Origin of the sequence: Curtobacterium sp. C1 (assembly GCF_021049325.1) — a bacterium.
In the GTDB taxonomy this organism is placed as follows: domain Bacteria; phylum Actinomycetota; class Actinomycetes; order Actinomycetales; family Microbacteriaceae; genus Curtobacterium; species Curtobacterium citreum.
In genome coordinates, this window is record NZ_CP088076.1 from 308,790 (window position 1) to 332,175 (window position 23,386).

The 23,386-nt window shown below is 72.3% G+C and carries 25 protein-coding genes; 18 read left to right on the top strand and 7 right to left on the bottom strand.

Annotated features, from left to right (window positions below; all coding sequences use genetic code 11):
• The first annotated feature begins 11 nt into the window (after positions 1-11).
• The 12 genes from LQK89_RS01580 to LQK89_RS01635 all read left to right on the top strand — a co-directional run bounded on the left by LQK89_RS01580 (position 12) and on the right by LQK89_RS01635 (position 10,438).
• The gene (locus LQK89_RS01580) at positions 12-1,280 is read left to right on the top strand and encodes a PTS transporter subunit EIIC (protein ID WP_058741886.1); all 1,269 of its coding nucleotides are present in this window, start codon (positions 12-14) and stop codon (positions 1,278-1,280) included.
• 127 nt (positions 1,281-1,407) lie between these two features.
• Complete coding sequence (locus tag LQK89_RS01585; protein ID WP_231049952.1) at positions 1,408-2,322, top strand: metal ABC transporter solute-binding protein, Zn/Mn family; 915 nt, start codon at positions 1,408-1,410, stop codon at positions 2,320-2,322.
• Between the two features lie 56 nt (positions 2,323-2,378).
• Positions 2,379-3,209, top strand: coding sequence for a metal ABC transporter ATP-binding protein (locus LQK89_RS01590; protein ID WP_231049953.1), 831 nt, complete (start codon positions 2,379-2,381; stop codon positions 3,207-3,209).
• Positions 3,209-4,156, top strand: a complete 948-nt coding sequence (locus tag LQK89_RS01595; RefSeq protein WP_058741889.1) for a metal ABC transporter permease — start codon at positions 3,209-3,211, stop codon at positions 4,154-4,156. The genes LQK89_RS01590 and LQK89_RS01595 overlap by 1 nt, the downstream gene beginning before the upstream one ends.
• Positions 4,153-4,566, top strand: a complete 414-nt coding sequence (locus LQK89_RS01600; protein ID WP_083519943.1) for a Fur family transcriptional regulator — start codon at positions 4,153-4,155, stop codon at positions 4,564-4,566. Before LQK89_RS01595 ends, LQK89_RS01600 begins: the two co-directional genes overlap by 4 nt.
• A 10-nt stretch (positions 4,567-4,576) precedes the next feature.
• Positions 4,577-5,272, top strand: a complete 696-nt coding sequence (locus tag LQK89_RS01605) for an alpha/beta fold hydrolase (RefSeq protein WP_231049954.1) — start codon at positions 4,577-4,579, stop codon at positions 5,270-5,272.
• A gap of 464 nt (positions 5,273-5,736) precedes the next feature.
• Positions 5,737-5,973, top strand: a complete 237-nt coding sequence (gene rpmB, locus LQK89_RS01610; RefSeq protein ID WP_022903747.1) for a 50S ribosomal protein L28 — start codon at positions 5,737-5,739, stop codon at positions 5,971-5,973.
• A complete protein-coding gene (gene rpmG, locus LQK89_RS01615) occupies positions 5,973-6,143 on the top strand; it encodes a 50S ribosomal protein L33 (protein ID WP_022908193.1) in 171 nt (56 codons plus the stop codon). The genes rpmB and rpmG overlap by 1 nt, the downstream gene beginning before the upstream one ends.
• A gap of 2 nt (positions 6,144-6,145) precedes the next feature.
• On the top strand, positions 6,146-6,451 hold the full coding sequence (gene rpsN, locus LQK89_RS01620) for a 30S ribosomal protein S14 (RefSeq protein WP_022903745.1): 306 nt from the start codon (positions 6,146-6,148) through the stop codon (positions 6,449-6,451).
• Between the two features lie 291 nt (positions 6,452-6,742).
• Complete coding sequence (locus tag LQK89_RS01625; protein WP_058741891.1) at positions 6,743-7,030, top strand: HU family DNA-binding protein; 288 nt, start codon at positions 6,743-6,745, stop codon at positions 7,028-7,030.
• A 166-nt stretch (positions 7,031-7,196) separates the two neighbouring features.
• Entirely contained in the window at positions 7,197-9,128 is a 1,932-nt protein-coding gene (locus LQK89_RS01630; protein WP_231049955.1) for a cytochrome c oxidase assembly protein, read from the top strand.
• The gene (locus LQK89_RS01635; RefSeq protein WP_442874055.1) at positions 9,128-10,438 is read left to right on the top strand and encodes an ATP-dependent DNA helicase; all 1,311 of its coding nucleotides are present in this window, start codon (positions 9,128-9,130) and stop codon (positions 10,436-10,438) included. The genes LQK89_RS01630 and LQK89_RS01635 overlap by 1 nt, the downstream gene beginning before the upstream one ends.
• Positions 10,439-10,657: 219 nt before the next feature.
• On the opposite strand, the gene LQK89_RS01640 is transcribed toward LQK89_RS01635, so the two are convergent.
• Positions 10,658-11,119 (bottom strand): DUF4383 domain-containing protein, encoded by a 462-nt coding sequence (locus LQK89_RS01640; RefSeq protein WP_231049956.1) that lies wholly within the window; start codon positions 11,117-11,119, stop codon positions 10,658-10,660.
• Positions 11,120-11,357: 238 nt separating this feature from the next.
• Between LQK89_RS01640 and LQK89_RS01645 the strand changes: the two genes are divergently transcribed.
• On the top strand, positions 11,358-12,254 hold the full coding sequence (locus LQK89_RS01645; RefSeq protein WP_231049957.1) for a phosphatase PAP2 family protein: 897 nt from the start codon (positions 11,358-11,360) through the stop codon (positions 12,252-12,254).
• A gap of 300 nt (positions 12,255-12,554) precedes the next feature.
• Entirely contained in the window at positions 12,555-13,694 is a 1,140-nt protein-coding gene (locus LQK89_RS01650) for an LLM class flavin-dependent oxidoreductase (RefSeq protein ID WP_231049958.1), read from the top strand.
• 175 nt (positions 13,695-13,869) lie between these two features.
• On the opposite strand, the gene LQK89_RS01655 is transcribed toward LQK89_RS01650, so the two are convergent.
• The gene (locus LQK89_RS01655; RefSeq protein WP_231049959.1) at positions 13,870-14,250 is read right to left on the bottom strand and encodes a DMT family transporter; all 381 of its coding nucleotides are present in this window, start codon (positions 14,248-14,250) and stop codon (positions 13,870-13,872) included.
• A gap of 1 nt (position 14,251) precedes the next feature.
• The gene (locus LQK89_RS01660) at positions 14,252-14,566 is read right to left on the bottom strand and encodes a DMT family transporter (protein WP_231049960.1); all 315 of its coding nucleotides are present in this window, start codon (positions 14,564-14,566) and stop codon (positions 14,252-14,254) included.
• A gap of 100 nt (positions 14,567-14,666) precedes the next feature.
• Between LQK89_RS01660 and LQK89_RS01665 the strand changes: the two genes are divergently transcribed.
• The 4 genes from LQK89_RS01665 (at position 14,667) to LQK89_RS01680 (ending at position 18,608) form a co-directional block, all read left to right on the top strand.
• On the top strand, positions 14,667-15,245 hold the full coding sequence (locus tag LQK89_RS01665) for a TetR/AcrR family transcriptional regulator (RefSeq protein ID WP_231049961.1): 579 nt from the start codon (positions 14,667-14,669) through the stop codon (positions 15,243-15,245).
• Between the two features lie 67 nt (positions 15,246-15,312).
• Complete coding sequence (locus LQK89_RS01670) at positions 15,313-16,326, top strand: permease (RefSeq protein WP_144803257.1); 1,014 nt, start codon at positions 15,313-15,315, stop codon at positions 16,324-16,326.
• On the top strand, positions 16,313-17,137 hold the full coding sequence (locus tag LQK89_RS01675) for a TIGR03943 family putative permease subunit (protein ID WP_231049962.1): 825 nt from the start codon (positions 16,313-16,315) through the stop codon (positions 17,135-17,137). The genes LQK89_RS01670 and LQK89_RS01675 overlap by 14 nt, the downstream gene beginning before the upstream one ends.
• Positions 17,127-18,608, top strand: a complete 1,482-nt coding sequence (locus tag LQK89_RS01680; RefSeq protein ID WP_231049963.1) for a hypothetical protein — start codon at positions 17,127-17,129, stop codon at positions 18,606-18,608. Before LQK89_RS01675 ends, LQK89_RS01680 begins: the two co-directional genes overlap by 11 nt.
• A gap of 48 nt (positions 18,609-18,656) precedes the next feature.
• Here the strand turns inward: LQK89_RS01680 and LQK89_RS01685 are convergent, their stop codons facing one another.
• The 4 genes from LQK89_RS01685 to LQK89_RS01700 all read right to left on the bottom strand — a co-directional run bounded on the left by LQK89_RS01685 (position 18,657) and on the right by LQK89_RS01700 (position 23,317).
• Positions 18,657-19,616 (bottom strand): helix-turn-helix transcriptional regulator, encoded by a 960-nt coding sequence (locus LQK89_RS01685; RefSeq protein WP_231049964.1) that lies wholly within the window; start codon positions 19,614-19,616, stop codon positions 18,657-18,659.
• Positions 19,617-19,806: 190 nt separating this feature from the next.
• Positions 19,807-20,853, bottom strand: a complete 1,047-nt coding sequence (locus LQK89_RS01690; RefSeq protein ID WP_144803250.1) for an NAD(P)-dependent alcohol dehydrogenase — start codon at positions 20,851-20,853, stop codon at positions 19,807-19,809.
• Between the two features lie 217 nt (positions 20,854-21,070).
• Positions 21,071-22,168: a glycerate kinase gene (locus tag LQK89_RS01695; protein WP_231049965.1), complete on the bottom strand. Its 1,098-nt coding sequence runs from the start codon at positions 22,166-22,168 to the stop codon at positions 21,071-21,073.
• A gap of 9 nt (positions 22,169-22,177) precedes the next feature.
• Positions 22,178-23,317 carry an FAD-dependent oxidoreductase gene (locus LQK89_RS01700; protein WP_231049966.1) on the bottom strand — a complete coding sequence of 380 codons (1,140 nt, stop codon included), beginning with the start codon at positions 23,315-23,317 and terminating at the stop codon, positions 22,178-22,180.
• Positions 23,318-23,386 lie beyond the last annotated feature (69 nt).

Genomic DNA, 23,386 nt, shown 5'->3' on the forward strand with positions numbered 1-23,386 from the left:
GAGGACCGCCGATGAGCACCGCTGCTGCCACGGACGTGCCGGAGAAGAAGACCCCGAAGAAGCAGTCGAAGCTCTTCGCGAACGCCCAGCGCCTGGGTCGGAGCCTGCTCCTGCCGATCGCGGTCATGCCGGCCGCGGGCATCCTCAACCGCATCGGCCAGCCGGACCTCCTCGGCGCGATCCCCGGCTTCGAGACCGGCGCGGGGGTCATCTCCGCCGCCGGCCAGGCGATCTTCACGTGGTTGCCGCTGCTCTTCGCGGTCGGCATCGCGATCGGCTGGGCGAAGAAGTCCGACGGCACCACGGCGCTCGCCGCGGTCGTCGGCTACATGGTCATGTACGAGGTGTGGAAGGTCATGTCGCCGATCGTCCTCGCGGGCGTTAAGGACGCGAACGGCGACCAGGCCACGATCAACTTCGGCGTCCTCGGCGGCATCGTGATGGGGCTCGTCGCAGCGAACCTCTGGCAGCGGTTCCACCGCACGAAGATGCCCGACTTCCTCGGCTTCTTCTCGGGTCGCCGCCTCGTCCCGATCCTCACGGCGGCTGCCGGCCTCGTGATCGCGGTCCTCATGTCGTTCGTGTACCGCTACTTCGACATCGCGCTCACCGCCGCCGGGCAGGCCGTGGCGGACAACGCCGTGATCGGTGGCGGGATCTTCGGGTTCGCGAACCGCATGCTCATCCCGGTCGGCCTGCACCAGCTGCTCAACTTCTTCCCGTGGTTCCAGCTCGGCAGCTTCACGAACGCGGCCGGCGACATCGTGCACGGCGACATCCCCCGCTTCCTCGCCGGCGACCCCTCCGCCGGCATCTTCCAGACCGGGTTCTTCCCGATCATGATGTTCGCGCTGCCGGCCGGAGCGCTCGCGATCTGGCGGAACGCCAAGCCGCAGAACCGCAAGCTCGTCGGGGGCATCATGCTGTCCGCCGCGCTGACCTCGTTCGTCACGGGCATCACCGAGCCGCTCGAGTACTCGTTCATGTTCGTGGCGTTCCCGCTCTACGTCATCCACGCGGTGCTCACCGGGACGTCGCTGGCACTCGTGAACGCCCTCGGCATCCACGACGGGTTCTCGTTCTCGGCGGGCGCGATCGACTACGTGCTGAACTTCGGCAAGGCGGATGGGGCGATCTGGCTCATCCCGATCGGCCTGGCGTACGCGGTCGTGTACTACGTCCTGTTCTCCTTCGTGATCAAGAAGTGGAACCTGCGGACCCCCGGCCGCGAGGACGACACCATCGCCGAGAACACCATCGACGCGGCCACCAAGGCCTGATCGCTCGCGCGCGACGTGACGGACGGGAGGCGCGGTGCCAGCTGGCACCGCGCCTCCCGTCCATCTGAACGGGCTCGCATGAGATCGGTTTTGACAATCGTTATCAACTAGGCCTACGGTCGTCAGCATGCAGAACCGCCGCCTCCTCGCCCTGCCGCTCGTCGCCGGCGCCGCCGCGCTCGTCCTGACCGGCTGCGCGACCTCCTCGTCCCCCGGCAGCGCGTCGAGCGACGGCACGGTCCGCGTGGTCGCCTCGACGAACGTCTACGGCTCGATCGTGCAGTCGATCGGTGGGAAGGACGTCGAGGTGACGAGCATCCTCGACGACCCGTCGCAGGACCCGCACTCGTTCGAGTCGAGCGCGAAGACGCAGCTCGCGGTCTCGAAGGCCGACCTGCTCATCGAGAACGGGGGCGGCTACGACGACTTCATGACCACGCTCGCGAAGTCCGCGAACACGAAGGCCCCCACCATCAACGTGGTCGACCTGTCCGGGCTCGAGAAGGACGGGGACAAGGAGTTCAACGAGCACGTGTTCTACAGCTACCCCACCATGGTGAAGCTCGTGGCCGAGGTCGAGCAGCGGCTGGCGAAGCTCGACGCCGGGCAGGCCGACACCTTCGCGGCGAACGCGAAGACGCTCACCACGAAGCTCGAGGACCTCGAGTCGCAGACCGCCGCCGAGAAGCAGAAGGTCGACGGGGACAAGGTCGCCTACACCGAGCCCGTCCCGGGGTACCTGTTCGAGGCGATGGGCCTCGACAACGTCACGCCCGAAGCCTTCTCGGAGGCGATCGAGGAGGGCGACGACGTCCCGCCGGCGGCCCTCAACGCCACGCTCGAGCTCTTCAGCGACAAGACCGTGCGGCTCCTCGCCTACAACGAGCAGACGTCCAGCCCGGAGACCGAGCAGGTCAAGAAGGCGGCCGACCAGGCCGACATCCCGGTGGTCGGTGTCACGGAGACGCTCCCGAAGGGGAAGGATTACGTCTCGTGGCAGCAGGCGAACATCGACGCGATCACGGCGGCCCTCGCGAAGTGACCGCCGTCCAGACCCCCTCGCGAACCGCTGCGGCCCCCGGCCGTGGCGGTTCCGCCGTGCTCGAACTCCGTGACGCGGCCCTCTCGTACGGGTCCCGTGCGCTGTGGTCGCACCTCGACCTCGACCTCGCACCCGGGGAGTTCGTCGCCGTGCTCGGGCCGAACGGCGCCGGCAAGACCTCGCTCCTGCGCACGGTCCTCGGCCAGCAGCGCCTGACCAGCGGCACGATGTCGTTCCTCGGCCAGCCCGTCCGACGCGGCCACCGCCGGATCGGGTACATCCCGCAACAGCGGCTCATGGAGTCCGGTACCCCGCTCCGCGCGCGGGACATGGTCGCGCAGGGCGTGACCGGTTCGCGCTGGGGTGTGCTGCCGGCCAGCCGTACGGAGCGCGCGCGGATCGACCGGATCCTCGACGAGGTCGGCGCGACGGCGTTCGCGGACGCCCCCGTCGCCGAGCTGTCCGGCGGCGAGCAGCAGCGCACCCGCGTCGGGCAGGCGATCGCGGCCGACCCCGCGCTGCTCCTGTGCGACGAGCCCCTCATCTCGCTCGACCTGCGGCACCAGCGCGGCGTCACCGAGCTGATCGACCGGCAGCGTCAGCAGCAGGGCGCCGCGGTGCTGTTCGTCACGCACGACGTGAACCCGATCCTCGACGTGGTCGACCGCGTCCTCTACATCGCCGGCGGGCGCTTCCGGATCGGCACCCCGGACGAGGTCCTGCGCGCCGACGTGCTGAGCGACCTGTACGGCACCCCCGTGGACGTCGTCCGGACCATGGGACGCATCGTCATCGTCGGCGGCAACGAACCCCACGACCAGACCGGGGCGCACCACCACTGCGACCCCGACCCGCACGCGACCGTGCCGGACGAAGGGCGGATCTGATGGACGTGCTGTCGACCGTCTTCTCGTTCCAGGACTACGGCGAGCTGCTCGTGCTCGTCCAGAACTCGATCTGGGCCGGCGCGGTGCTCGGCATCGTCGGCGGCCTGATCGGCCCGTTCGTCGTCGCCCGGAACATGCCGTTCGCGGTGCACGGCATCTCGGAGCTGTCCTTCGCGGGGGCGAGCGCGGCGCTGCTGTTCGGCGCGAACGTCGTCACCGGCTCGCTCGTCGGGTCGGTCGTCGCGGCGCTGCTCATCGGGCTGCTCGGCTCCCGGGCCCGCGAACGCAACTCGATCATCGCCGTCCTGATGCCCTTCGGCCTCGGTCTCGGCATCCTCTGCCTCGCGCTCTACAAGGGCCGCGCGGCGAACAAGTTCGGCCTGCTCACCGGCCAGATCGTCTCGGTCGACAACCCCCAGCTCACCTCGCTCGTGGTCGTGTCGGCGATCGTCGTCGTGACGCTGCTGCTCGTCTGGCGCCCGCTGATGTTCTCCTCGGTCGACCCGGACGTCGCCGCGGCCGCCGGGGTCCCGGTCCGGACGCTCGCGCTCGTGTTCATGCTCGCGCTCGGCCTGGCGACCGCGGTGTCCGTGCAGATCGTCGGCGCGCTGCTCGTCCTGTCGCTCCTCGTGACCCCGGCCGCCGCCGCGCTCCGACTGACCTCGCACCCGGTGGTCGTCCCCGTCCTGTCGACGGTGTTCGCGGTCGTGTCGGTCGTCGGCGGCATCCTGCTCGCCCTCGGTGGCGGGCTGCCGATCAGTCCGTACGTCACCACCATCTCGTTCCTCATCTGGGTCGTCTGCCGCATCGTCGGCTCCAGGAGAGACCGCCGTGGACGCGACCGGGTCGCGGTCCGCGAGCAGACCGCCGGGGGCGAGCCGCGCCTCCCGGCCGGCGGAGCCGACGCGTCGACCGACGCGGGCCGCAGGGAAGGAGTCACCGCGTGAACGCCGTGCAGAAGCCGAAGCGGAACACCTGGCAGCGCGAGGCGGTGCGAACCGCCCTGTCGAGCACCGAGGGGTTCGTCAGCGCGCAGGCGCTGCACCAGCACCTGCGGGACGACGGGTCCACGATCGGTCTGGCGACCGTCTACCGGGCGCTCGCCGACCTGGCGACCGAGGGCGACGCCGACTCGCTGCAGCAGGACGGCGAGTCGCTCTACCGTGCCTGCACCACCGACACGCACCACCACCACCTGATCTGCCGGAACTGCGGCCGCACGGTCGAGATCGAGGCCGACCCGGTCGAGCGGTGGGCGCAGGACGTCGCGGCCGCGAACGGCTTCACGAACGCCAGCCACGTCGTCGACATCTTCGGCGAGTGCGCGGCGTGCACGGCGTCGCGGACCGGCGCGTAGTCTCCGGCGCATGCACGTCATCCTGGTGCCCGGGTTCTGGCTCGACGCGAGCGCGTGGGACGAGGTGACCCCGGTCCTGCAGCGTGCCGGGCACTCGGTCCAGACGATCACGCGCGACGGCGACACGCTCGACGAGCAGGTCGCGGCGATCGTGGCGGTGCTCGACGACGTGGCCACGCCGGAGGAGCCCGTCGCGCTCGCGGGGCACTCCGGGGCCGGGCCGATGGTGCTCATGGCCGCGGACCAGCGACCGGCGCTCGTCGCGCACCTGCTGTACGTCGACACGTTCCCGGGACCGGACGGCGGGTGCGTCAACGACGAGCTCCCGGTCGTCGACGGTGTCGTGCCGCTGCCGTCGTGGGACGTCTGGGAGCCGGCGACCGTGCGGGGGATGACCCCGGAACTCCGCGCGGCGTTCGAGCAGCGGGCGGTCCCGGAGCCCGCGGCGGTGCCCTCGGACCGGTTCCACTACGCCGACGCCGCGCGGCACACGATCCCGGCGACCGTGGTGTCGTGCGAGGTCCCGGCGACGGAGCTCGCGGCGATGGTCGCGGAGCACCACGCGTGGACGACGGAGCTCTCGGCGGTGGAGGACCTGACGATCGTCGGGCTCGAGACCGGGCACTGGCCGATGATGACGGCGCCGTCGGAGCTCGGGGAGCTCCTGGTGCAGGCGTTGGCGCCGCGGCCCACGGCGGCGGCATAGGGCGATCTTCGGCGCCGGCGCGGGCCGGCGTTCGTCGAGCGGGCAGGACATGCCGTGCGCGTGTCGTCGAGTGGGCGAACTTCGTCGTCACCGCGCGCCGAGCGTGCCAGATGTGGCCCGCTCGCCCCGCTGCCCGCACCACCTCGCCCCGCCGCTCCGCCGCCTGCCCGCCCGACCCGGCCTGCCCGCCCGACCCGGCCCGCCCGCCCCGGCTTGCGACACGCGCGGCCGTCGCGTAACGTTGTCCCCTGGTCCGCCGCGTCCGCGTGGCAGACCCAGTTGTTCCAAGCCCTCCGACCGTCGCGAACGCCGCGGTCGCGCGGTGCTCCCGGCCCTTCGACAGGGTCCGCGAGCCTGGGCGGCGCACACAACCCCCTCGGATCGTCCCTGGACGTTCCGCGTGTGCGCCAGGCAAGTGAACTTGGGAGCGGCCGTCCGGTCGCTCGGTACCTCAGGAGGAAACCATGGCAGCAGTGTGCCAGGTGACCGGAGCCACCCCCGGCTTCGGACACAACATCTCGCACTCGCACCGCCGGACGAAGCGTCGCTTCGACCCGAACGTGCAGAAGAAGACGTACTACGTGCCCTCGCTTCGTCGTAACGTCACGCTCACGCTCAGCGCGAAGGGCATCAAGGTCATCGACGCACGCGGCATCGAGTCCGTCGTCAAGGACCTGCTCGCCCGAGGGGAGAAGATCTGATGGCCAAGAAGGGTCAGGACGTTCGTCCGATCATCAAGCTCCGCTCCACGGCGGGCACCGGGTTCACCTACGTGACCAAGAAGAACCGTCGCAACAACCCGGACCGCCTCGTGCTCAAGAAGTACGACCCGGTGATCCGCAAGCACGTCGACTTCCGTGAGGAGCGCTAAGCATGGCGAAGAAGAGCAAGATCGCGAAGAACAACCAGCGCGCCGAGGTCATCGCGCGCTACGCCGAGCGTCGTCTCGAGCTGAAGAAGGCCCTCGTGGACCCGAACGGCACCGATGAGTCGCGTGAGGCTGCTCGCGTCGGCCTGCAGAAGCTCCCCCGCGACGCGTCGCCGGTCCGCTACCGCAACCGCGACGCCATCGACGGCCGCCCCCGTGGCCACCTCGGTGAGTACGGCATCAGCCGTGTCCGCTTCCGCGACATGGCCCACCGTGGCGAGCTCCCCGGCATCACGAAGAGCTCCTGGTAAGCACCGGCTCCAGCGAACGCCCCGTCCCCTCCGAGGGACGGGGCGTTCGTCGTCCGCGGACCCGTACCGGGGTACACGGCCGTCACATCCGTCACTCGGACCTCACCAGACCCTCGACAACCCCGGAAATCCGGGCGAGTCGGTCCGCGACGACCCGTCCGGCTGGTAGGTTCGCTGACGGTTCCGCCGGGTGTCCTGCCCGCCGGTCCAGAACGTCCAGGGCACCCGCTCCGGGCGGGCGGGCGTCCCGCACGTCCCACCGACACTGCAAGAAGTCCGAGGAGGACATCCATGGCTGACAAGTCACTGAACCGCACCGAGCTCGTCGCTGCCGTCGCGCAGGAGTCCGGCCAGAGCCAGGCCACCGTCAACGGCGTCGTCGACGCGCTGTTCAGCGTCGTCTCGTCGTCGGTCTCCGACGGCACCAAGGTCACCATCCCCGGCTGGATCGCCTTCGAGAAGACCCACCGCGCCGCCCGCACCGGCCGCAACCCGCAGACGGGTGAGGCCATCGAGATCGCCGCGAGCGACTCGGTCAAGGTCAGCGCCGGCTCGAAGCTCAAGGCAGCCGTCAAGTAAGACCACTGCACCACACGGAAGGGACGGCTGCGGCCGTCCCTTCCGTCGTTCCCGGGCCCGGCCGGCGGTCCGCGACACTCCTGCACCGGCCTGGAGGCGCGGACCACCGCCCACAGGCAGCCCCGTCGGGTGGGTGGTCGCTCCGGGCAGCGCCTAGGCTTGTCGGGTGGATCGGATCGCGCGCATCGCCGGCCCCGCCGTGCTGCTGCTCGTCGGGTTCGTGTCGCTCCTCGTCGCGCTCGTCATCGGCGGAGGCGCGGACCGTGCCCTGATCGCCGACCCCGGCGCGGTCGTGCGCTTCGGGCTGCCGATCGCGCGGCTCGTCGTCGACCTGGCCGCGGCCGCCACCATCGGCGGGCTCGCGCTCACCACGGTGGGGCTCTCGCGCAGCCGGCCGGAGTGGAACCGAGCCATCGACGTCGCCGCGGGCGCGGCCGGTGTGTGGACCGTCGCGGCCGCCGTTGCCACCTTCTTCACGTTCCTCAGCGTCGCCGGTTCCCGGATCAGCCTCGACGAGCAGTTCGGCCAGTCGATGGGGGTCTTCCTCACGGGGACCGACCTCGGGCTCGCCTGGCTCGTCACCGTCCTGGTCGCCGCGGCGGTCACGGTCCTGTGCTTCGCCGTCCGGGCACGCGGCATGGTCGCGCTGACCGCCGGCATCGCGATGATCGGGCTGATCCCGATCGCGCAGCAGGGGCACGCCGCCGGCACCGCGAGCCACGACTCCGCGGTGACCGCGCTCGGGCTGCACCTGGTCGGCGCCGCGCTCTGGGTCGGCGGGCTCGTGCTGGTCGTGCTGCTCCGCGGAGTCCTCGGTGGCGATCGCCTGCCGTTGGTCGTCGGACGCTACTCGAGCATCGCGCTGGGGTGCTTCGTCCTCGTCGCCGTCTCGGGCGTCGCCTCGGCGCAGATCCGCGTCGGCGCCTTCTCGAACCTCGGCAGCCCGTACGGCGTGCTCGTGATCGTGAAGTCCGCGGCGCTCCTCGCGATCGGCGTGCTCGGCGCCGTGCACCGCCGTCGGACGATCCGGTCGCTCGCCGCCGAGCCCGGTCGCCGCGGACCCTTCTGGACCCTCGTGCTCGTGGAGCTCGCGGTGATGGGGATCGCGAGCGGGTTCGCCGCCGCACTCGGACGCACCGCGACCCCGGTCGACCAGGTGGCGCTGAGCAAGACCACGAACCCGTCGCCCGCCGAGCTCCTGACCGACGACCCGTTGCCCCGTGACCCGGGCGCCTGGGGCTGGCTGACGGCGTGGAACATCGACCTGTTCTGGCTCATGGCCGCGGTGCTCGTCGCCGCCGCGTACGTCGCGGGCGTGGTCCGGCTCCGCCGCCGCGGGCAGGGCTGGCCGGTCGGTCGGTCTGTGGCGATGGGGATCGCGCTCGTGTCGCTGGTCGTCGCGACCTCGGGCTCGCTGCACACCTACGACCGCTTCCTGGTCTCGGCGAACGTCGGCGCGCACGTCGTCCTCGGCCTGGTGGTGCCCGCGCTCCTCTGGGCCGCGGCACCGGTCCGGCTCGTCCGCGCCGCCGTGCACCCGCGCGACGACGACAGCACCGGGGTCCGCGAGTGGACAGGGCTCCTCGTCGACAACGGCGTCGTGCGGTACCTCGTGCAGCCGTTCCCGGCGTTCGTGCTCCTCGCCGCGGTGTGGTGGGCGCTCTACGGCACCCAGGTCCTGCGCTGGTCGGTGAGCGACCCGACCGGACGCACACTCGTCGACGCCGGCCTGCTCCTGGTCGGGCTCCTCGCCGTCCCCACCCTGCTCACGCCGGTCGCCGCCGGTGCCCGCTCGGCCTCGGTCCCCGCCGCCCTGGTCCGGATCGCCGGCGCCGTGGTCGTCGCGGCCGGTGTGGTCTCGCTCGGCGTCGCGCTGCAGGGGCCGCTCGGGCTCGTGCAGGCGTCGTGGTTCGGGGCGATGGGCCGGACGTGGGGTCCGGACCCGCTCGTCGACCAGGCGCGCGGCGGGGTGGTCCTCGTCGTCGCCGGGGTGGCCCTGCTCGTCACGGTCGTGGTCGTCGTCGTGCTCCGACTCCGTCGGGACCGCGGTGCCGTGACGGATCCGCGGCCGACCGAACCGGTGACGGCGGACGCCTGATGGCGGTCGAACTCAGCGCCGAACAGCGGGCCGTCTTCGAGTACATCGAGACGACGCGCGACCACGTGTTCATCACCGGTCGCGCCGGCACGGGCAAGTCCACGCTCCTGAACCACCTGTCGTGGAACACCGAGAAGCAGGTCGTGATCTGCGCACCGACCGGGGTCGCCGCACTGAACGTCGGCGGGCAGACGATCCACTCGCTCTTCCGCCTGCCCATCGGACTCATCGCCGACGCCGAGCTCCGACAGGGACCCGAGACCCGCAAGCTCCTCAACACCATCGACACGCTCGTGATCGACGAGGTCTCGATGGTGAACGCCGACCTCCTCGACGCCATGGACCGCTCGCTGCGCAAGGCCCGCGGACGGCAGTTCGAGGCCTTCGGCGGCGTCCAGGTCGTGATGTTCGGCGATCCCTACCAGCTGCCGCCGGTCCCGGGTGACGGGGACGAGCGCGCCTACTTCACCGACCACTACCGGTCGATGTGGTTCTTCGACGCGAAGGTGTGGCTCGAGGCCGAGCTGCACATCGTCGAGCTCGCCACCGTGCACCGGCAGCGCGACGACGCCTTCGCGGCCATGCTCACCGCGGTGCGGCACGGTCGGGTGACCGCCGACGTCGCCGGGCAGCTCAACGCCGCGGGGGCACGGCCGGCGCCCGACGACGCGATCACGCTCGCGACCCGGAACGACACCGTGGCCCGGATCAACAAGGCGGCGCTCGAGCGGCTCCCCGGCAAGGTCAAGACCGCCAGGGCCGACGTCAACGGCGACTTCGGCGGTCGGAACTTCCCGGCCGACGAAGCGCTCGAGCTCAAGCCCGGCGCGCACGTGATGTTCCTCCGCAACGACCCCGACCAGCGCTGGGTGAACGGCACGCTCGGCGTCGTGACGACCATCCGCGACACCGTGTGGGTCGACGTCGACGGGGAGTCGTTCGAGGTCCAGCCGTCCGTGTGGGAGAAGTTCAAGTACTCCTACGACCCGGACAAGAAGGAGCTCAAGAAGGACACCGTGGGGGAGTTCCAGCAGTTCCCGCTCCGCCTGGCCTGGGCGGTGACGATCCACAAGTCGCAGGGCTCGACGTACGACCGCGCCGTGGTGGACCTCGGCAACCGGGTGTTCAGTGCCGGGCAGACCTACGTCGCGCTGTCCCGGCTGACCTCGCTCGAGGGGCTGTACCTGACGCGCCCGCTCCGGCCGCAGGACATCATCGTCGACCTGGACGTCCGACGCTTCATGTCCGAGGCTCCCCGGATCGTGGCGACCGAGCTCGAGGCCGCCCGCCAGCCCGACGCCGACGCCTGACGCTCACTGCGTCCGCCGCTCGTCCGACGCGCCCGCAGCCCGACGGTCGTCGTCCGCCGAGTGGCCCAGATCTGGCGCGACCGAGCGTCACCGCCGACGGATCGTGCACGCTCGGCGGGCGACGCGCGGCGTGTCCTGCCCGCTCGCGACCTGGCACGAACCCCGGACACGACGACGCCCCGCCCACCGGGGTGAACGGGGCGTCGAGGGAGCGGTCGATCAGACCGTGGCGTCCATGCGACGCGAACCGCGGATGGCGCGGATGTTCTCACGGTCGGCGCCGAACGCCGTCAGCAGCAGCACCACACCGACGATCGCGTGGAACAGGTTGTCCGCGAAGGTCAGGGCGAAGACGTTGGCCGAGGTGTTGCCGAGCGCGAAACCGTACACCGCCATGACGACGAGCACGATGCCGACGAGCAGGTTGCCGTTGCGCGACCCGATGGTGGTGCCGAGGCCCGTGATGAGCAGCACCACGGCGAGGAGCACCCAGAGCAGCGCCATCGCCGGGTTCACGCCGAACGAGTTCCAGAGCATCCCGCCCTGACGGCTGAAGAAACCGGGGTCGCCGTCGGCGGCGAGGAAGAAGCCCAGGAAGCCCCAGAGCGCGAGGAGGGCACCTGCCGTCAGGGCCAGGCCGCGGTTCGGCGAGGCGGTGATGCTCGGTTCCTTGATGGCCACTTCGGTCTCCTCCTGGTACAGGGTGGTGGCGGTGGACCCGCCGGCGTACGGAGCCGGTGCGTCCGCCCGTGTGCCGCGTGCGGTGCGGCCGTCGCTCTCGGAGGGGGTGTTCCCCTCGTTCACAGGCGCAGACCGGCGGACCAACGGTATCGTGACCGGCCCCGACCGTCCGAATCGCACGCGAGGAACCAGGCGCACGAGGAGGCCGATGACCGCCACACCGAGGAGGACCAGTCCGGTGACCCGAACGCCCGACCGCACGGCACCCGAGTCGCGGGGACCGAGCGTCTCGCGACGGCTCCGGTGGGGGCTGCTTGCGGCTCTGGGGTTCGTGATCGTTCCTTCCGTCTACGCGGCCGCCGTGCTGACGTCCGTCGGCCAGCGGGTCGAGGACGCCGCGCTGGGCGGGGTCCGCGAGTCCGACCTGTTCGGTTCGGACACTGCGCTGAACGTCATCTCGGTGCCGGTCATCCTGTTGCTGGTCGTCGTCATCGCGGCCGTGGCGTTCGCCCGACGCCGGCTCGCGGTGGGGCTCGGAGCAGGTGTCGTGGTGCTCGCGTCGGCAGCGACCTCGACGCTCGTGAAGCGTATCGCCGAGCGCCCGGAGATCGCCCAGTCGACGACCCCCAACTCGTTCCCCTCCGGTCACGCCACCATCGCGCTGGCCGCCCTGTTCGCCGTGCTCATGGTGACGCCGAGGCGCTTCCGCGGGGTCGTCACCCTCCTCGGCACCGCGTACGCGGTGTTCGTCGCGAACCAGACGGTGGTCTACGGCTGGCACCGGGTGAGCGACATCGTCGGCGCCTGCGCGATCGCCCTGTTCTGGGTGGGCGTCGTCCGGGCCGTCGGACCCCGGGTGGACCGCGGTGAGCGCGGTGACCGTGACGGCAGCAGAGCACCTCGGCGGGTGGTGACCACGATCCTGCTGATCGGCACCGCCGTCACGTTCCTGGTCGGCGTCGTGGCGCTCGTCGTCGGCCTGGCCGGGGGCTCGCACGACCACGGTGCGATCCTGGTCGCCGGGCGCATGGCGTCGAGCGCGAGCGTGCTCGCCGTCGTGTCCGTGGTGTGGCTCGCGGACCGTCAGCACCACGCGGACCGGACCGACACCGCCGCGCTGCCCGCCCAGCGCTGACGCCCGCACGTCCGAGCCCGTCCGACCCCGTCCGACCCGTCCGCCTCGTCCGCCCACACGCGCCGCCCCTGTCTATGGAGCAGACGACGTCGGGTACCGGCGCAGGACCCGACATCGTCTGCTCCATCACGAGCCAGCGACTGGCGAGAGCCGGTGTCGGGCGGGCACCGCACGGGTCGCCCGGCACTGGCGGGAATGCCGCCGCCTGCGCTACGTTGTACCCACCAAGTCGATGCAAACGCATCGATTGGGCGCTGGTGGACGAACCGGCGCGAGCGAGCAAGCCAGGAGGCGTGCACCATGCAGTTCGGCATCTTCACCGTCAGCGACGTGACGACGGACCCCACCACCGGCCGGACGCCGGACGACACCCAGCGCGTCAAGGACATCCTGACGATCGCCGAGCACGCCGACCAGGCGGGCCTGGACGTCTTCGCCACGGGTGAGCACCACAACCCGCCGTTCGTCGCCTCGAGCCCGACGACGATGCTCGGCTACCTCGCCGGTCGGACGAAGCACATCACCCTGTCGACCAGCACGACGCTGATCACCACGAACGACCCGGTACGCATCGCCGAGGAGTACGCGATGCTCCAGGTGATCTCCGACGGCCGCATGGACCTCATGATGGGCCGCGGCAACACCGGCCCCGTGTACCCCTGGTTCGGCCAGGACATCCGCCAGGGCGTCAACCTGGCGATCGAGCACTACGCGCTCGTCCGCCAGCTCTGGGAGAACGACGTCGTGGACTGGCAGGGCAAGTTCCGCACCCCGCTGCAGGGCTTCACGTCGACCCCGCGTCCGCTCGACAGCGTCCCGCCGTTCGTCTGGCACGGTTCGATCCGCACGCCCGAGATCGCCGAGCAGGCGGCCTACTACGGTGACGGCTTCCTGCACAACAACATCTTCTGGCCGATCCAGCACACCGAGCAGATGGTCGGTCTGTACCGACAGCGCTTCGAGCACTACGGTCACGGCGCCGCCGACCAGGCGATCGTCGGTCTCGGTGGGCAGTTCTTCGCCCGGAAGAACTCGCAGGACGCGTGGAACGAGTTCCGCCCGTACTTCGACAACGCCCCGGTCTACGGCCACGGCCCCTCGATGGAGGACTTCACCGCCCAGACCCCACTGACGGTCGGCTCGCCGCAGCAGGTCATCGACCGGTACGCGACGATGAAGGACCACGTCGGGCACTACCAGCGCCAGCTGTTCCTGATCGACCACGCGGGGCTGCCGCTCAAGACGGTGCTCGAGCAGATCGACATCCTGGCCGAGGACATCGTCCCCGAGCTCCGTCGCATCAACGACGCGGACCGGCCGGCGCACGTGCCGTCGGACCCGCCGTCGCACGCGGACCGCGTGGCCGCGGCCCTCGCCGCCGGCACCGTCGGCAGCGACCACGTCGCGGCCGAGGATGCGTGGACGGGCGCGTCCGTCTGACCGCTCACGTGACCGGCGTGACGGACGGGAGGCACGGTGCCAGCTGGCACCGTGCCTCCCGTCCGTCATGCCGGTGACGTTCCGTCCCATCGCGACCGACCTGGGATGCCGATCCGCGCATCGGAAGCCGGATCTCCCGGTCCTCCGATCCGCGGATCGGCCTCCGACGCGCGAATCAGCCTCCGACGCGCGGATCGGAGTGCGAGGTGCGGGCGGGGGCTGGCCGGGCGGGGGCCGGGCGGGCGGGGACCAGCTTCAGGCCGACGACGCAGCCGACGATCCCGGCGATGAACAGCAGGCGCAGGACCGTGACGGGCTCCGCCCCGGTGGCCATGCCCCACAGCACGGTGAGCGCGGCGCCGGTGCCCGTCCACACGGCGTACGCGGTGCTGATCGGGATGTGCCGGAGCACGTAGCCGAACGCCACGAGGCTGACGACGATCGTGACGGCGAAGACGGCCGTCGGACCCGGCTGGCTGAAGCCGTCGCTCGCGCCGAGGGCGGTCGCCCAGACGGTCTCGAGCGCGGCGCTGACGAACAGGACGAGCCACGCCACCTCAGCTCACCACCTTGAGGCCGACCACGCAGGCGACCAGACCGAGCACGAGGGCGACCCGGGCCAGCGACGCGGCCTCCTGTCGGCGCAGGATCGCGACGACCACGGTCAGCGACGCGCCGATCCCGACCCAGACGGCGTACGCCGTGCCGACCGGGATCGCCGTCATCGCGAAGGCCAGGCCGACCATGCTCAGCGTCATGCCGGCGACGAACACGATCGTCGGGACCACCTTCTTGAACCCGTTCGACGCACTCAGCGCGGTGGCCCACACCGCCTCGAGCACGCCGGACGCCACCAGGACCAGCCAGGCCATGGGACGCTCCTCTCCTCGTTCCCCTCGTGAGTCGCACGAGTGTGCGACTCTTGCCGGATCGACGGTAGCACGACTCGCACGACCGTGCGAGTATGGACGGATGACCACGCGCGAAGACCTGGAGCAGCGCCGCGTCGACGTGTCCGACGCCGCGTGCCGCGTGCTCGCCCGGGACGGCCTCGGCGCGTTGAGCGTCCGGGGCGTCGCGGCCGAGGCCGGGCTGCCGCCGAGCACCGTCCGGTACGTCTTCCCGACCCAGGCCGCTATGCGCGAGCACGCCATCACGCTCGTGTTCGACCGCACGCGGGAGCGCATCGACGCGATCCCCGCCGGGCTGCCGGACGATGAGACCGCGAGGCGGATCCTGGTCGAGCTCCTGCCGCTCGACGACGAACGCATCGTCGAGCTCGACGTCTACCTGGCGCTCGGGAACGCGGCGCTGACGGACGACGCGCTCCGGCCGGCCCTCGACCGGGTGGTCGCCGAGATGCGCGCCTGGTGCGACCGGATCGTCGCGCTGGTCGGGGTGCCCGAGGACGACCGCGTCGACGAGGCCTGGCGGCTGCACGCCCTCGTGGACGGCCTGGCCGTGCACGTCACGCGTCTGGCCCCGGGGGAGTCCGGCGAGTGGGCGATGGCGCTGCTCGACCGGCACCTGACGGGCCTGCCCACCGCCTGAGACCCGGCACCGCGCGGCACCGCGCGGCTCGGCGGGAGCGGACGTGCTCCTCGCCTATCCTGTCCCGGTGACGAGCGCCCCCACTCGCCCCACCCCGACCCGCACGCTCACCGGCCCCGGCCTGGTGCTCGGTGCCGTCGTGGTGCTGCTCGCCGTGCGCGTCGTGTCGCCGAGCGTCGGGACGACCGGGCTGCCGGACGTCGTGCAGGACTTCCTGACCCTGGCGATCAGCGTCGTGGTCGAGTCGCTGCCGTTCGTCGTGCTCGGCATCGTGCTGTCGATCGTCGTCGAGGTGTGGGTGCCCGTCGGCGTGCTCGAGAAGCTGCTGCCCGAGCGCCCGCTGCCCCGGCGCGCGGTGATCTCGCTCATCGGCATGCTCTTCCCGGTGTGCGAGTGCGGCAACGTCCCGCTGGCCCGCGGGCTCATGCTGCGCGGCTTCACCCCGGCGGAGGCGGTCACGTTCCTGGTCGCGGCACCGATCCTCAACCCCCTCGTCATCATCAGCACCGCGCAGGCGTTCGGGTGGTCCGGCTGGATCCTGGTCGTGCGCATCGTCGGCGGGTTCGTGCTCGCGAACCTGGTCGGGTGGATCGTCGCCGCGCACCGCCGCCCGGCCGAGCTGCTGCTGCCCGCGTTCGAGGCCCGGTGCCGCGCGGCCGTCGGCGCACCGCGGGCCCGGAACCGCTGGCGGGAGAGCGCGGCGCAGTTCGGCGGCGAGACCGCGACGATGATGCCGGCGCTGTTCGTCGGCGCCGGACTCGCCGCGGCGATCCAGGTCGCGGTGCCCCGGTCCACGCTCGTCGCGATCGGGGCGAACCCGGTGCTGTCCGTCGCGGCGATGATGCTCCTCGCCATGACGGTGTCGCTCTGCTCGAACGTCGACGCGTTCTTCGCCCTGTCCTTCGCCTCGACCTTCCTGCCGGGGTCGATCACGGCGTTCCTGCTCATCGGGCCGATCATCGACGTGAAGATGATCGCCCTGCTCCGGACGACCTTCCGGGCGCGCTTCCTGGTGCTGCTCGCCGTCGTCTGCACTCTGTTCACGGCAGCGGTCGGGTTGGTGATGAATGTCCTCGTCTGACAAGGGCCCCGCGTACCTGGGGCTCGGATCGGTGCTCGCGGTCGCACTGTGCACGCTCTGGCTCGCCGCCGTCGGGCACCTCGACCTGTACATCAACCCGCGGTACGACGTCTTCACGATCGTGCTCGCGGCGGTGGCGGTCCCGGCCGCGGTCGCGGGACTCGTGGTGGTCGCGCGCGGCCACGGGCACCGGCACGACGACGGGGCCGACGACGACGGCGACCACCACGACGGGCACGGCGGCCACGGCGGGCCCACCTCGTCCACCGCGCCGACCCGCCGCCGGGTCCTCGGCCGGGTGCTCGGCGGTGCGGCGGCGCTCGTCACCGTCGGGGTCACGGTCGCGATGCTCGTGCTGCCGCCGGCGACCCTGTCGGCCCGGACGGCGCAGCAGCGGAGCGTGGACACCCCGACGCTGTCGAACGCCACCGGGACGCAGGACGTCGCGCTCCTCGGCAGCGCCGGCGTCGACACCTCGCAGTACGGCGTGAAGGACTGGGCCGCGGTGATCCGCCAGACCACGGACACCTCGTCGCTCGTCGGCAAGCCCGTGCGGCTCACCGGGTTCGTGGTCCCCGGCGCCGACGGCACGTTCACCCTCACGCGCTTCGTGATCAGCTGCTGCGCCGTCGACGCCCAGCCCGTCGGACTCGGGGTCGTCACCGACGGCACCGTGCCGGACGCAGACCAGTGGGTCCGGGTCGAGGGCAAGCTCGCGGCGAACCCCGACCCGTCGGCCGACGCACGGATCGTCATCCGGGCCGCGAGCGTCACCCGGATCGCCCAGCCGTCGGACCCGTATGAGTACTGACCGCCCCCCGCAGCTGCGCCGCCGGCCGCGGGACCGGTTCCGCCGCCGGCTCGTCGCGTCGCTGACGGTCTTCGTGCTCGTCGGCGCCGTGGCCGCGGTGATCGGCGCGCAGCAGGGCCCGCGGCTGCGCGACGTCACGTACGACCCGAGCGGGCTGGTGTCCCGGCCGGCGCAACGGGTGATCCTGACCGCGAACCAGGCGCTGCAGCGCGTGTCCGCCGGAGACGTGACGGTGACCCCGGCGGCCGCGCACACGGTGACCTCGAGCGGCAACACCATCGCCGTCGAGTTCGCCGGGCCGCTCGCCTACGACCGGTCGTACGAGATCGCGGTGACCGGCGTGCGGGCACCCGGGCAGCCCGCGACGTCGGAGCTCCGGACGACGATCCGGACGGGCAGCACCGACGTGCTCGCGCTCGTCCCGGCCACGAGCCGCACGAGCGGGACGAGCGGGACGAGCGGGACGAGCGGCACGAGCGGGACGAGCGGCACCGCAGGGAGCGCCGGCAAGGACCGGATCGTCCGCCGGTCCCTCGACGCCGGCGGTGCGACGACCGTCTACCAGGCCGCAGACATCACCGAGTACGCCCGGCTCGGCCGCTCCCTGGTGGTCGTGAGCGGCACCGACGGCCGGTCCGCCGTCGACATCGTCTCGCTCGCGGGCGGCGTGCAGGACCCCTCCGCGCCCGTCGAGCACCTCACGCTGCCCACAGCCGAGGGCCGCGTCACCGCCCTGCACGTCGCCGACGACGGCGCGTCCTTCGGGTTCGAGTACGCGGACACCACGACCGGGCAGTCCCGGGACGTCGGCCTGTACGTCGTGGACATGACCGGCACGCACCTGCCGACCGCCGTCGCCGCGGACGGCAAGCCCACCGCCGGCGCCGTCCCGATGACCGTCGCGCAGTGGGCGTACGTCCCGCGGACCGAGCGGGCCCTCGTCCGGACCGGTTCGGACGACCTCGTGCTCGTCGACGTCAGCGGGCAGACCGACCCCGTGCGGCTCGGGAGCGCCACCTACCTGCACGGCTTCGTGGGCACCGGGACGACGGCCGTGGTCGAGACGGGCGCCGGGGTCGTCCGCCTCGACCTCACGGACGGGAAGCGCTCGCCCCTGGCCGCCCCGCCGGGGAGCACCGACGCCGCCTACCTCGGGCGGATCGCCCAGCTCGACGAGGACACCTACGTGCGGGTGGTGGGCGACGTGCGTCCGGACGGGACCCTCGCCCAGCGGATCCTGCGCGTGGACGCGAGCCGTGCCTCCCGGCTGCCCGTCGTCGTGCCCGCGGACGCGAGCATCACGGCGGTCTGCCCGTCGCCGAACGGGCAGTTCCTCGCCGTCGCGACGAAGTCGGCGACGAGCGACCTGGTGAGCATCGTCGACGCGTCCTCCGGGGCGCTCGAGGCGAGCATCGACGCGGCCTCGGTCGACTGGTGCGGCGCGCTGCCCTCCGGCGACGAGATCAGCTGACACGCGGTGCGCGCAGCACCAGCAGCCCGCAGCGCAGCAGCCAGCGCGTCAGCGCCGCAGGGTCTGCTTCGGGTACTCCCCGAACCGCCGCAGGAACTCACCCGAGAACCGGCCCATGTGCGTGAACCCCCACCGCACCGCGACGTCCGCGACCGACACCGTGCCCGGCTCGGACCGCAGCAGGTCGTCGTGGGCGCGGCGCAGCCGGACCTCGCGCAGGTACTCCATCGGCGTGCGCTCGAGCACCCGCTGGAAGGACTCCTGCAGCCCGCGGACGCTCAGGTCCGCCGCCCGTGCGATGTCCGACACCGTGAGCGGCTCGTGCGCGCGGGAGTGGATCGTCTCGACGGCCGCGCGGACACGGACGTTCCGGTGCTCGCCCCAGCCGACCGGGGCCGTCTCGCCGTGGAAGCGGTACAGGTCGAGCAGGGCGCGGACGACGTCGCGCTGCGCCTCGTGCCAGGCGAGCGACTCGGCACCCTCGTCGCGCAGCGCCCGCACCGAACCGCCGACGGCCGTCCGCCAGCGGTCCACCGAGGCGGCGTCCGGCGGGGTGAAGCGGTCGAACGCGAGCGTGCCGTCGACCAGGTACCGCTCCGACGCGACGTCGAGCACCAGGTCGCGGTCCAGGTGCACGAGCCGCTGGTCCCAGTCGCGGTACTCCATGTCGAAGCGCTGCTCGATCGGGAAGAGCGTCGGGACACCCGGCTGCATGCGGACCGCGTTGCGCCCCACGTCGACGGTCGCGGACCCCGAGTCGATCCACTGCACGACGACCTGCCCCTCGACGGCGACGTCGCCGCGCAGGGAGCCGTGCATCTGGGAGCGCCGGATGCTCATCCGGTCGTCGCCGATCGCCACGTAGCGGTACCAGTAGTCGTCGTCGACGTGCGACGAGTGCCAGGACTTGCCGGCGTACATGCCCGCGAGGTCGGCGATCGCCGCGTCGGTGTCCGTGCCGGACACCGAGACGAGGGACCGGGGTCCCTCGTTCGCCGTGGTACTCATCGGCCCAGCCTCCCCCCGCGTGCCCGGACCGCGCAGCGTGTCGCGTGGGTCGGACTCGGCGGTCGCGTTCCGCGGACAAGGGCCGCGCGCGCCGGACAGGCGGGATGACGAACGGGAGGCGCGGTGCCAGCCGGCACCGCGCCTCCCGTCCGTCGACTGGTCGCGTCGCGGACGCGACCAGTCGTGCTGACTAGGCCAGCGTCGCGGTGTCGATCACGAAGCGGTACCGGACGTCCGAGGAGAGCACGCGCTCGTAGGCCTCGTTGATCTGGTCCGCCGAGATGAGCTCGGTCTCCGGCAGGATGCCGTGCTCGGCGCAGAAGTCGAGCATCTCCTGGGTCTCGCGGATGCCGCCGATGGCCGAGCCCGCCCAGCTGAGGCGACGCGGGATCAGGGCGAAGGCGGGGACCTCGAGCGGCTCGGACGGGGCACCGACGTTGACCATCGTGCCGTCGACCTTGAGCAGGCTCAGGTACGCGCCGACCGGGATCTTCGCCGAGACCGTGTTGATGATGAGGTCGAACGAGCCGCGGAGCTCCTCGAACGTCTTCGGGTCCTTCGTCGCGAAGTGGGCGACCGCGCCGAAGCGGAGCGAGTCCTCCTGCTTCGAGGTGGTCTGCGACAGGACGGTGACCTCGGCGCCGAGGGCCGACGCGATCTTCACGCCCATGTGGCCGAGACCGCCGAGGCCGACGATCGCGACCTTCTTGCCGGGGCCGGCACCCCAGTGGTGCAGCGGCGAGTACAGGGTGATGCCCGCGCACAGCAGCGGGGCGACGCGCTCGATGTCGAGCGACTCCGGGACGCGGAGGACGAAGTCCTCGTTCACGACGACGGCCTCGGAGTAGCCGCCCTGGGTGATCGATCCGTCGGCGGGGTCGACGCCCGCGTAGGTCTGGATGTTGCCCTTCAGGCAGTACTGCTCCTCGCCGGCGACGCAGTTCTCGCACTCGCCGCAGGAGTTCACCATGCAGCCGACCCCGACACGGTCGCCGACCCGGTGCTTGGTGACGTCGCTGCCGACGGCGGAGACGTGGCCGACGATCTCGTGGCCGACGACCTGCGGGTACTGGATCTCACCCCACTCGCCGCGGACGGTGTGGATGTCCGAGTGGCAGATGCCGGCGTAGGCGATGTCGATCTCGACGTCGTTCGGGCCGAGGTCACGGCGGGTGATGGTGGTCTTGACGAGCGGCTCGGTGGCCGACGGTGCCGCGTACGCGTTGACGGTGCGCATTGGTCTCCTCGTGGTGGTGCTTCGCGGGCCGGGTGCGGCCCGCCCACCAGTGTGGTCCCGCGTCCTGGGGACAGGGAGGTTGCGTTGGGGTCCCCCTCTCAGGAGCGGGCGGGCGTGTCCCCGGGCCGGGTTCAGGTGCGGGTGCCGTGTGCCCGTGCCGCTCGGCGCCCTGCACTGGGCGCTCTGCGCCTGGCGCGCGGCGCTCTTCGCTCCGCGCTCAGCCGACGAGCCGCGCGAGCCGCTGCCCCGCCACCGTCGCGAACCGCAGCGGGTCCCGCAGGGCGTCGTCCGGCTCGCCGGTCGTCTGCGTCGCGAGCACCACGAGCGAGGCCGCGGCCAAGAAGGCGTCGAGCGGAGCGTCCACCTCGCCGGCCACGAGCAGCGCGGTGGCGGCGGGAGCGTGCGCGTCCCGGAGCGCCAGCACGACCGACGGCACCTTGCCCGCCGCGCTCTGCTCGTCGAAGCGGCCCTCGCCGGTGACCACCACGTCGGCCCCGCCGAGCAGTCCGGGCAACCCGAGCAGGTCCGCGACCGCACGGGCTCCGGGGACGAGCGTCGCACCCCAGGCGAGCAGCCCGAAGCCCACGCCGCCGGCCGCTCCGGCCCCGGGGGTCGTCGGGTCGACCGCGGGGAACCGGGCGGCCCACTCGGCCAGCCGGGCGTCCACCGCGCCGATCCGGTCGGCGGGCAGGCCCTTCTGTGGGCCGAAGACGGCGGCGGCGCCGGTGGGTCCGAGCAGCGGCGACACGACGTCGGTGAGCACGACGACCCCAGCAGGGGGCAGCGGCCGGAGACCGCCGGCGGCGGCGCTCGCCGCGCCGTCCGCGCCGTCCGCGCCGTCCGCGCCGTCCGCGTCGCCCGCGTCCAGCCCCAGCGCCTCGAGCACCGGTCGCCCGCCGTCGGTCGAGGCGCTCCCGCCGATCCCGAGCACGAGCCCCGTCGCACCGGCGTCCAGCGCCGCGGCGATCGCCTCGCCGAAGCCGCGGCTCGTCGCCGTCTCCGGCCGCAGCACGCCGCCGAGGAGCGGCAGTCCGCTCGTCGCCGCGAGCTCGACGACCGCCCGACCGTCCGGCAGTCGCAGCCAGTGGGTGCCGACCGGCTGGCCGTCCGGCCCGGTCACCCGGACCGGCACCCGTTCGGCGTCCGGGTACGCGACGGCGAACGCGTCGAGCGTGCCCTCGCCCCCGTCGGCCATCGGCACGAGCACCAGGTCGTCGTCGGGACGCTCGGTCAGCCAGCCGTCACGCACCGCCCCCGCGACGTCGACCGCGGTCGCGGTGCCCTTCAGGGAGTCCGTAGCGATGACGACGCGCACCCGACCACGCTAGCGGGATCCGAGCGCGAAGCGGGGGTGCGGCGCCCCACCGGTCGCCAGGTCCGCCACCAGCTCGCCGAGCAGCGGCGCGAACTTGAACCCGTGCCCGGAGAACCCGGTCGCGACCGTCAGCGGGCCGCGTCGGTCGATCACGAAGTCCTCGTCGGGGGTGGTGTCGTACAGGCAGCTGATGAACGTCGGTCGGCTCGCGTCGACCCCGGGGACGTACCGCGCCACGTAGGCCTGCAGGCGTGCCGCCTCGTCCGGTCGAGGGGCGAAGTCCCGGTCGTCCGGGTCGACGACCGGTCCCGTCCCGTGGAACCCGACCTTGACGCCCTCGCCCGGGGTGAGCAGGCCGTACACGTCGTCGCCGTCGGCCCAGTGCACGAAGCTCGGCCAGGCCTCGTCCGGCAGGTGGCTGGGGAAGTGGGCGGGCTGCTCCTGGGTGACGCGGACGGCCGGGAGGCGCGCCTCGCGTCCGGCGAGCACCGTGCCGACCAGCGTGGGGGCCCACGACCCGGTGGCCGCGACCACGGACCGGCTGCGGATCGTCCGTGGTGCGTGGGAACCCGGTCCGCCGCCGTCGAGGGTCAGGGTGAGCTCGTCGCCGTGGTCCTCGACCTGCGTGACCCGCGTGCCGAACCGGAACTCGGCGAGGCCGGTCCGCTCGGCGAGCCGCAGGAAGGTCTCGAGCGCGACCGCCGACCGGATCCGGCCCGCCGTTGCGTGGGCGAGGACGTGCCCCTCGAACGCGATCCCCGGCCAGCGTGCCGCGGCGTCAGCGGGGGAGAGGCGCTCGTGCGGGATGCCTCCGTCCGCCAGCGCGGCGGCGATCGCGTCGACGACCTCGGGACGCCCGTGGTCGACCGCACCGGTCCGGTCGAGCAGCGTCTCGCCCGACTCCCGCTCCAGCGCGTCCCAGAGCGCGAGCGCCCGGGTCGTCAACGCGACGTACTCCGGGTCGGTGTAGCCCTGCCGGAAGATCCGGGTCGCCCCGTGCGACGATCCCCGGTCGTGGCCGCGGGCGTGCTGCTCGACGAGCAGGACGCGCTCGCCGCGGGCCGTCAGCGCCCACGCCGTCGCGGCGCCGACGACCCCGCCGCCGATCACGACGTGCGTGGTGGGCTCGGCGCTCGCGGTGCGTTCCATGCGTCGAGGGTAGTCGCGGCACACGGCACGGATTTCGGACAGACCATCCGGCGCGGTGTAGGCGAACAC